This is a genomic window from Micromonospora maritima, assembly GCF_902825405.1.
GTDB lineage: Bacteria > Actinomycetota > Actinomycetes > Mycobacteriales > Micromonosporaceae > Micromonospora > Micromonospora maritima.
Window position 1 is genome coordinate 1 of record NZ_CADEAU010000228.1, and the last position, 8,472, is coordinate 8,472.

General features: G+C 69.5%; 6 protein-coding genes and 1 pseudogene. 2 read left to right on the forward strand and 5 right to left on the reverse strand.

Annotated elements, in window-relative coordinates; genetic code table 11:
* The 3 genes and pseudogenes from HUW36_RS19520 to gyrB all read right to left on the reverse strand — a co-directional run.
* A pseudogene (locus tag HUW36_RS19520) lies at positions 1–308 on the reverse strand (DUF3566 domain-containing protein); the annotation flags it as partial.
* A 3-nt stretch (positions 309–311) separates the two neighbouring features.
* Positions 312–4,091, reverse strand: coding sequence for an intein-containing DNA gyrase subunit A (gene gyrA, locus HUW36_RS19525; protein WP_174529495.1), 3,780 nt, complete (start codon positions 4,089–4,091; stop codon positions 312–314).
* Between the two features lie 131 nt (positions 4,092–4,222).
* The gene (gene gyrB / locus HUW36_RS19530; protein ID WP_174529496.1) at positions 4,223–6,169 is read right to left on the reverse strand and encodes a DNA topoisomerase (ATP-hydrolyzing) subunit B; all 1,947 of its coding nucleotides are present in this window, start codon (positions 6,167–6,169) and stop codon (positions 4,223–4,225) included.
* A gap of 545 nt (positions 6,170–6,714) precedes the next feature.
* Between gyrB and HUW36_RS19535 the strand changes: the two genes are divergently transcribed.
* Positions 6,715–7,269, forward strand: a complete 555-nt coding sequence (locus HUW36_RS19535; RefSeq protein WP_174529497.1) for a hypothetical protein — start codon at positions 6,715–6,717, stop codon at positions 7,267–7,269.
* Here the strand turns inward: HUW36_RS19535 and HUW36_RS19540 are convergent.
* On the reverse strand, positions 7,254–7,736 hold the full coding sequence (locus HUW36_RS19540) for a MarR family winged helix-turn-helix transcriptional regulator (RefSeq protein ID WP_174529498.1): 483 nt from the start codon (positions 7,734–7,736) through the stop codon (positions 7,254–7,256). The two genes, HUW36_RS19535 and HUW36_RS19540, sit on opposite strands and share 16 nt — an antisense overlap.
* Before the next feature lie 95 nt (positions 7,737–7,831).
* On the opposite strand from HUW36_RS19540, the gene HUW36_RS19545 reads away from it, so the two are divergent.
* Positions 7,832–8,071, forward strand: coding sequence for a hypothetical protein (locus tag HUW36_RS19545; protein WP_174529499.1), 240 nt, complete (start codon positions 7,832–7,834; stop codon positions 8,069–8,071).
* On the opposite strand, the gene HUW36_RS19550 is transcribed toward HUW36_RS19545, so the two are convergent.
* The coding region (locus tag HUW36_RS19550; protein ID WP_174529500.1) for a DciA family protein at positions 8,062–8,472 on the reverse strand (411 nt) is incomplete at its 5' end. The two genes, HUW36_RS19545 and HUW36_RS19550, sit on opposite strands and share 10 nt — an antisense overlap.

The following is an 8,472-nucleotide window of genomic DNA, read 5'->3' on the forward strand; positions in this document are numbered from 1 at the left end:
GTCGGCGCGGTCGGCGGTGTGCTCGTGGCGGGCTTCGCCGCCGCCGGGGCGGCCAGGCCGTCGGCCGAGGTGGGCGCGTCGACCCGGGTGTCGGTGGCGTCGCGTGCCCCCGAGCCCTCGGCGGGCTTGTCGGGAGGCGGGGCCATGCCGGGGGCCCGGGTGAACTTCGGGGCAGGCGCGTCGGCGGGGACCGTGGCCCGACCCACGGCCGCACGGCCGGTCGCTGGTGTATTGCCCTGCGCGGCCTCCTCCTCGACCGGGGTGGCCGAGGTCCCCTTGTTCCCCGACTTCGCCTGTGTCTCCGTCATCAACTAGTCCTGTTCGTCAGGCTCGTCGGCATTGCGAGCAATCGCCACGATAGTCACGCCGTCCGGGAGGTCCATCAGCTTGACCCCCATTGTGTTCCGGTCACGCGTACGGCGTACAGGCTTCACCGGAGTCCGGATGACGCCGCCATTGCTGGTGATGGCGAACAGCTCGTCCTCCGGATCGATCACGACCGCGCCGACCAGACCACCGCGTCGCTCGGTGATCTTCGCAGTCAGCACGCCCTTACCTCCCCGGCCCTGGACCGGGTATTCCTCGATCGGGGTACGTTTCGCGTAACCCCCGTTCGTCGCGACCAGAACGTCCAGACCCTCCCGGACCACCTCGACGGCGAGCAACTCGTCCTCGCCGCTGAAGCGCATGCCGATCACTCCGGAGGTGGCCCGGCCCATCGGACGCAGCGCCTCGTCGGTGGCGTTGAAGCGGATGGCCTGCGCGTTCTTCGACACGAGCAGCAGGTCGTCCTCCGGAGCCACCAGGACCGCACCGACCAGCTCGTCCTCATCGCGCAGGTTGACCGCGATGATGCCGCCGGAACGGTTGGAGTCGAACTCCTCGAGCCGCGTCTTCTTCACCAGGCCGTTTCTCGTGGCCAGTACCAGGTAGGGCGCCACCTGGTAGTTCGGGATTTCGATGATCTGCGCGATCTGCTCGTCCGGTTGGAACGCGAGCAGGTTGGCCACGTGCTGGCCCTTGGCCACCCTACTGGCCTCGGGAAGCTCGTACGCCTTCGCCCGGTAGACCCGACCCTTGTTCGTGAAGAACAGGATCCAGTCGTGGGTAGAGCATACGAAGAAGTGGCTCACAATGTCGTCCTGCCGGAGCGTCGCCCCGCTGACGCCCTTGCCCCCACGCCGCTGCGACCGGTAGAGGTCGACCTTCGTCCGCTTGGCGTACCCGGTGCGCGTGATCGTCACGACCACGTCCTCGCGGGCGATGAGGTCCTCCATCGAGACCTCGCCGTCGAACGGCACGATCTTGGTGCGGCGCTCGTCGCCCCACTTGGCGACGATCTCGCCCAGCTCGTCGGAGACGATCCGCCGCTGCCGCTCCGGCTTGGCCAGGATGTCCTTGAGGTCGGCGATCTCCAGTTCGAGCTTGGCCAGGTCGTCCAGGATCCGCTGCCGCTCCAGGGCGGCCAGCCGGCGCAGCTGCATGTCCAGGATCGCGGTCGCCTGGACCTCGTCGATGTCCAGCAGCCGGATCAGGCCCTGCCGGGCGTCCTCGACCGTGGGCGAGCGCCGGATCAGGGCGATCACCTCGTCCAGCGCGTCCAGCGCCTTGGACAGACCGCGCAGGATGTGCGCCCGCTCCTCCGCCTTGCGCAGCCGGAACGCGGTCCGCCGCCGGATCACCTCGATCTGGTGCTCGACGTAGTAGCGGATGAACTGGGCCAGGTTGAGCGTGCGCGGCACGCCGTCGACGAGCGCCAGCATGTTGGCGCCGAACGTCTCCTGGAGCTGGGTGTGCTTGTAGAGGTTGTTCAGCACCACCTTGGCGACCGCGTCGCGCTTGAGCACGAGCACGATCCGCATGCCGGTACGCCCGGAGGACTCGTCGCGGATGTCGGCGATGCCGGCGAGCTTGCCCTCCTTGATCAGCTCGGCGATGCGCTCGGCCAGGTTGTCCGGGTTGACCTGGTAGGGCAGCTCGCTGACCACCAGCGCCGGCCGGCCCCGCTTGTCCTCCTCGACCTCGACCACCGCGCGCATCCGGATCGAGCCGCGCCCGGTCCGGTAGGCGTCCTGGATGGCCTGCTGCCCGACGATCAGGCCGTGGGTCGGGAAGTCCGGGCCCTTGACGATCTCCAGCAGGGCTTCCAGCGTGGTTGCCTCGTCGGCCTCGGGGTGCTCCAGGCACCACTGCACGGCCGCGCCGATCTCACGCAGGTTGTGCGGCGGGATCTTGGTGGCCATGCCGACCGCGATGCCCTCGGACCCGTTGATCAGCAGGTTCGGGATCCGCGACGGCAGGATGGTGGGCTCCTTGGCCCGGCCGTCGTAGTTGTCCTGGAGGTCGACGGTGTCCTCGTCGATGTCCCGCAGCATCTCCATGGCGAGCGGGTCGAGCTTGCACTCGGTGTTGTGGCTGACGAAGCCGTCGGAGACGAACGAGTGGTCGTCGGTGTCCACCCGGATGCTGTAGACCGGCTGCACACCGGCGTCGGTGATCTCGGTCACCTCGGCGTAGTAGAAGCGCCCGTCTACGAGCGGCTCGACCACGTCGAGGATGCCCGGCTCGGTGATCCGGGCCGCGATCTCCTCGCGGTCCCGCTCCCAGCGTTCGACCCGGTCCACGTTGTGCCGGCGCAGCCAGTCACGCTCGGTCCAGCGGCTCGCGCCGTGCTCACGGATGAAGTCGCCGACGAACGGCACGTGATCGCCGGAGAGCGCCGTGCTGCTCGCGGGCACCTCGGCCAACTCCGACTCCAGCTTGGCCTGCTTGCGACCAAGGAAGCCGACGTGGGCAGCGAAGATCCGGGCGTCCCGCCGGTTGGTGACGACGACCTTGATCTCGCCGTCGTCGTAACGGCACTGACGGCTGACCACGCCGAACTCCAGCAGCAGCTGCTGCACCTCGCGGGCCAGCCGCTCGCTGCGGGTCGAGTACGAGATCTGGATGGTGTTGCGGGGCAGCAGCGAGGACGAGCCGTCGCCCTCGAAGAGCGCCTGGAGGAAGGCGCGCTTGACCGCGGCCGGCCCGCGCCAGACGAACTCCGGCACGAACTTGTCGGCGCTCCGCGCGCCCACCATCTCGCCGAGCACGCTCGCGCGGAGTGCGGAGAGGTCCTGTACGTCGAGTTCGTGCAGCGTGCTGCCGGAGGCGATGACCCGCTCGGCGACGTACCGGGGGCCGCCGACCGCGAGGTCGTAGGCCGCGAGGACCCGGACGAAGAACTCCCGGTCCACGTTGTTGAAGCCGGCCCGCTGCTCCGACACCCACCCCTCGGACACGAACGCGCCGGCCAGCACGGCCGCCTCGACGTGCTCCAGCATCGGGTAGCCGACCTCGTCCGGCACGCTGCGCTGGAGGACCACCCGGTCGCCCGGGGCGATCTCGGCGAGCAGCTTCCACAGCAGGGTCGGCACACCGGCCACGTTCACCAGGCAGAGCACCGGGTGGTTGTGGGTGCCGGTCAGCTCGTACCCCTCGCGGGTGCGCAGCCGCAGCGTCGGGTGCTCGCCGGAGTGGAAGAACTTGGAGGCGCGGACGAGGTCGCCGTTGCGGTCGCGGACCTTGAGCTCGACGTCGGTCTCGCTGCTCGGCGCGGCGTCCGGGACGACGTCGCCGATCCGCATGCTGCCGTCAGCGGTACGAATACGGACATCCGCGACAAGACAGTACCTCATGGCCGCAGCCGGATCATTTCCGGGCGAGCCGAAGTTGCCGTTGCCGTCGACCAGCGGGTAGCGCAGCGACCACGGCTGCGCCATCCGGACCAGCGCGTCGTAGATGGCCGAGTCACCGTGGGGGTGGAACTGGCCCATCACGTCGCCGACGACCCGGGAGCACTTCACGTAGCCGCGGTCCGGGCGGTAGCCGGAGTCGAACATGGCGTAGAGGATCTTGCGGTGGACCGGCTTGAGCCCGTCCCGGACGTCCGGCAGGGCCCGCCCGACGATGACGCTCATCGCGTAGTCGAGGTACGAGCGCTGCATCTCGACCTCGAGGCCGACCGGCTCGATCCGGTCGTGCTGGACGACCGCGGCCAGTGTCTCCGGGGTCTCCGGCTCGTTCGGGGTGGACTCGGGAGTATCGGTCACTGTTAACCCTTATCAGACTCTTCAGTCGTGGTCTCGCTGTGGATAACGGCTGTGGAAAGCGTTCAGGCTGTGGATAACTCTGTGGACCGCCGGGCCGACCGGTGGATCGCCGGCCGGCCCGGACCGGTCCGTCAGATGTCCAGGAACCGCACGTCCTTGGCGTTGCGCTGGATGAACGAGCGACGTGCCTCGACGTCCTCACCCATGAGGACGCTGAACAGCTCGTCCGCGGTTGCGGCGTCGTCCAGCGTGACCTGACGCAGGGTGCGGGTGGCCGGGTTCATCGTGGTCTCCCACAGCTCGGGGTAGTTCATCTCACCGAGACCCTTGAACCGCTGGATGTCGTCCGGCCGGGCGTTGGCCTTCTTCTGCTGACGCAGCGCGATCAGCCCGTCACGCTCCCGGTCGGAGTACGCGTACTGGGCGTCGTCGCCCTTCTTGTTCCACTTGATCTTGTATAGCGGCGGGGCGGCCAGGTAGACGTGGCCCAGCTCGACGAGCGGCCGCATGAAGCGGAACAGCAGGGTGAGCAGGAGCGTCTGGATGTGCTGGCCGTCGACGTCGGCGTCGGCCATCAGCACGATCTTGTGGTAGCGCAGCTTCTCGATGTCGAAGTCGTCGTGGATGCCGGTGCCCAGCGCGGTGATCAGCGCCTGCACCTCGTTGTTCTTCAGCACCCGGTCGATCCGGGCCTTCTCCACGTTGAGGATCTTGCCGCGGATCGGCAGGATCGCCTGCGTGCGCGGGTCGCGACCCTGCTTGGCCGAACCGCCTGCCGAGTCACCCTCGACGATGAAGACCTCGGACTCGCGCGGATCGGTCGACTGGCAGTCGGCCAGCTTGCCCGGCATCGAGCCGGACTCCAGCAGCGACTTGCGGCGGGCGAGCTTGCGCGCCTGCTGGGCGGCGATCCGGGCCCGCGCGGCCTGGGACGCCTTCTGGATGATGATCTTCGCCTCGGCCGGGTTGCGGTCGAACCAGTCGACAAGCGACTCGTTGCAGACCCGCTGCACGAAGCCCTTGACCGGGGTGTTGCCCAGCTTGGTCTTGGTCTGACCCTCGAACTGCGGGTCGGTCAGCTTGACCGAGATGATCGCGGCCAAGCCCTCGCGGATGTCTTCCCCGGAGAGCCGCTCGTCGCCCTTGAGCAGCTTCTTCTCGGCGCCGTAGCGGTTGACCACGCTTGTCAACGCGGCCCGGAAGCCCTCCTCGTGGGTGCCGCCCTCGTGGGTGTTGATGTTGTTGGCGAAGGTGTAGACCGACTCGCCGTACGACTCGTTCCACTGCATGGCGATCTCGACCGACATGCCCGTCTCCTCGGCGCCGAACTCGACCACCGTCTTGTGGATCGGGTTCTTCGAGGCGTTGAGGTGCCGGACGAAGTCGGCGATGCCGCCCTCGTAGTGGAAGGTGACCTCGCGGATCTTCCCTTCCTCGTCCTCCGGCACCCGCTCGTCGAGCAGGTGGATGGTGAGGCCCCGAGTGAGGAAGGCCATCTCCTGGAGTCGCCGGTAGATGGTGTGGAAGTCGAAGTCGACGGTCTCGAAGACGTCCGGGTCCGGCCAGAACGACACCGCGGACCCGGTCCGGTCGGTCGGCTCGCCCTTCTCCAGCGGCGTCGGCTTGGAGTGGTCGTAGCGCTGCCGCCAGACGAAGTTGTCCTTGTGGATCTCCACGGCCATCCTGGTGGACAGCGCGTTGACCACGGAGACGCCGACGCCGTGCAGGCCGCCGGAGACCGCGTACGCCTTGCCGTCGAACTTGCCACCGGCGTGCAGCACGGTCAGCGCGACCTCGACGCCCGGCTTCTTCAGCTTGGGGTGCAGGTCGACCGGGAAGCCGCGGCCGTTGTCGGTGACCCGGACCCCCCCGTCGCCGAGGAGCACCACGTCGATGGTGTCGCAGTGCCCGGCCAGCGCCTCGTCCACCGCGTTGTCGACGACCTCCCACACCAGGTGGTGCAGACCGCGCTCGCCGGTGGACCCGATGTACATACCGGGCCGCTTCCGGACCGCTTCCAGGCCCTCCAGCACGGTGATGGACTCGGCGCCGTACTTCTTGTTGTCCTCCGCTGCCACCCTCGGCCACTTTCTCGCACCGGCCGCGCGTGGGCGCGGGGCGCGGGTTCGGCGGACAGGACGCGACGTCGACGCGCACGGTCCGCCCCCGGGATCGCCAGGTCACGGATCGTGTACGCCGGTCGCCGCGGATGCCCGCGGATCGCGATCGGCTCGGACCCGATGCGGGACAATGATCAAGGGCCCTGAGGGCCCGTGTCCGTCGCTCCGTGTCGGGTCTTTCGTCTCGCCCTCAATCTTACTGTGCGGAGCCGACCAAACCGCCACTCGGCACCCTCTCCGGGGCGGCTGAGAATGCCGTAGCCGGACGAACCTCGCTGCCTGCGACTCCCCCTACACGCCAGAGGACCCGTGCCGCGCCATCGGCCGCCGCGACCCGTGGCCGGTCGCCGGACCGGCGGACGGCGGGGCCCGACCGGGGGTCGCGGCGGAACTCGACGTGCCGTACCTTTTGCGGCGCCGCCCTTGCGGTCTTGATCTTTCGCGCCCGGACCGGGGACCATCGCCGGAGATGGTCCGACGACGCTTGGTGAGAGGTGAGCCAGATGGGGCTGGACAACGTCGCGGTGCACTGGCCGCGTACCGGCCGCTTCTACGATCCGGTCGCGCCGGCTGAGTTCGTGGACTTCGGCGAGATCGTGGACGTGCCACGCATCTCCGCACCGACCGCCGCGCTCGCCGAGCTGATCGCGAAGACCGGCACGGTGCGGGCGACCGCGTACACGGAGCTGGTCGACCTGATCCTCGGCCTGGAGAATGTGCTCTACGCCACGGAGAACGCGGCCGAGGACGAGGACCCGGTGATCGACCCCGACGGGTGCTCCTGGATCGCCGAGGGTGTGGAGAAGTTCGTCGCCCGGCACCGCCCGTACGGCGAGGCGGTCACGTTCGAGTCGGTCAGCGAGGTGTTGCGCGCGCTGCTCGGCGACGGGCGGCTCGCCGAACAGCAGCTCCGCTGGCTGGACAGCCGGCTCGACCGGTTGCGGGACGAGAGCGGCGAGCCGCCGCAGTGGAACTTCACCTGTGCCGAGCTGAGCGTGCTCGCGGCGTTCTACCGGCGGTGCGCCGAGCGGGGCTTCGCCGTCTACGCCGACGTCTGACCCGGGTCGGCGGGTCCGGTGGTGGCCCGGCTGGCGGCCGCGATCACCTCGGTGAGCGCGCCGTGCAGCTGCCGCAGCTCGGCCAGCGGCAGGCCGAGCCGCTGCACGACGGCCGGCGGGATCCGCTCGGCCCGCGCCCGCAGCGCCTGCCCCTCGGGGGTGAGTGAGACGGCCAGGCTGCGCTCGTCCGAGGCGTCCCGTCCGCGCCGTACGTAGCCGGCGGCCTCCAGCCGCTTCAGCAGCGGCGACAGCGTCCCCGGGTCGAGCTGGAGCAACCGGCTCAGCTCCCGGCCCGACAGCGGCGCGTGCTGCCAGAGCGCCAACATGACCAGGTATTGCGGATGGGTCAGGCCCATCGGCTCCAGCAGCGGACGGTAGACGGCGACGACCCCACGAGCGGCGACGGACAGGGCGAAGCAGACCTGCTGCTCCAGCGCCAGGGGATCGTCCTCGACCCGGTCGGTCACGTGCGTCCCTCCTCGTCGTCGTTGCGATGATACCAACAATTGGTGTACCAATTGTTTGTGCACCAAGTACCAGAGCGGACAGGGAAGAGGCGGCGATGAGCAGCGACGAGCAGGTGGGCGACGCCTCCGGCCAGGGCGGACGCCTGCTGGGCTGGGTCTTCCGCAACCTCGCCGGCCCCTCCCAGGTGCAGGGTGCCGTGCAGGGCGGCTCCCGGCTGGCGCGCGAGGCCTGGAAGCAGGACCTGGAGCGGCGCAAGCAGTGGAGCCGTGAGCAACGGGAACTCAAGCGCGCCCGCCGAGAGGCACGACGCGCCGGGGGCGTCGGTCAGCCGTAGGTGTCGCGCGGCCCACGGCCGCGCACCCGACGCGGCCCCCGCGACCAGGACGGCGCGGCCGGCCCGTGGATGTGCAACTTGCGCACCACGTTGTGGCCGACCTCACGGGCGATCTGCTTGAGCAGCGAGCCGGCCAACAGGCGCAACTGGGTGGCCCAGGCCGTCGAACGGGCCTCCACGGTCAGCTCGCCGTTCTCCAGCTTCACCGGGCGGCTGTGCTGGGCGACCTCCGGCCCGACCACCTTCTCCCAGGCGCCGAAGACCGTCGCCTCGGCCGCCGGCTGCTGCCACCCCCGCGCCTTCACCAGCTTGTTCAGCACCGCGCCGAGCGGCTGCGGGTCACGCGGGTCCGGGCCGGCGCCGGAATAGCCGCGCAGCCGCCGCTCGCCGTCGCCGCGCAC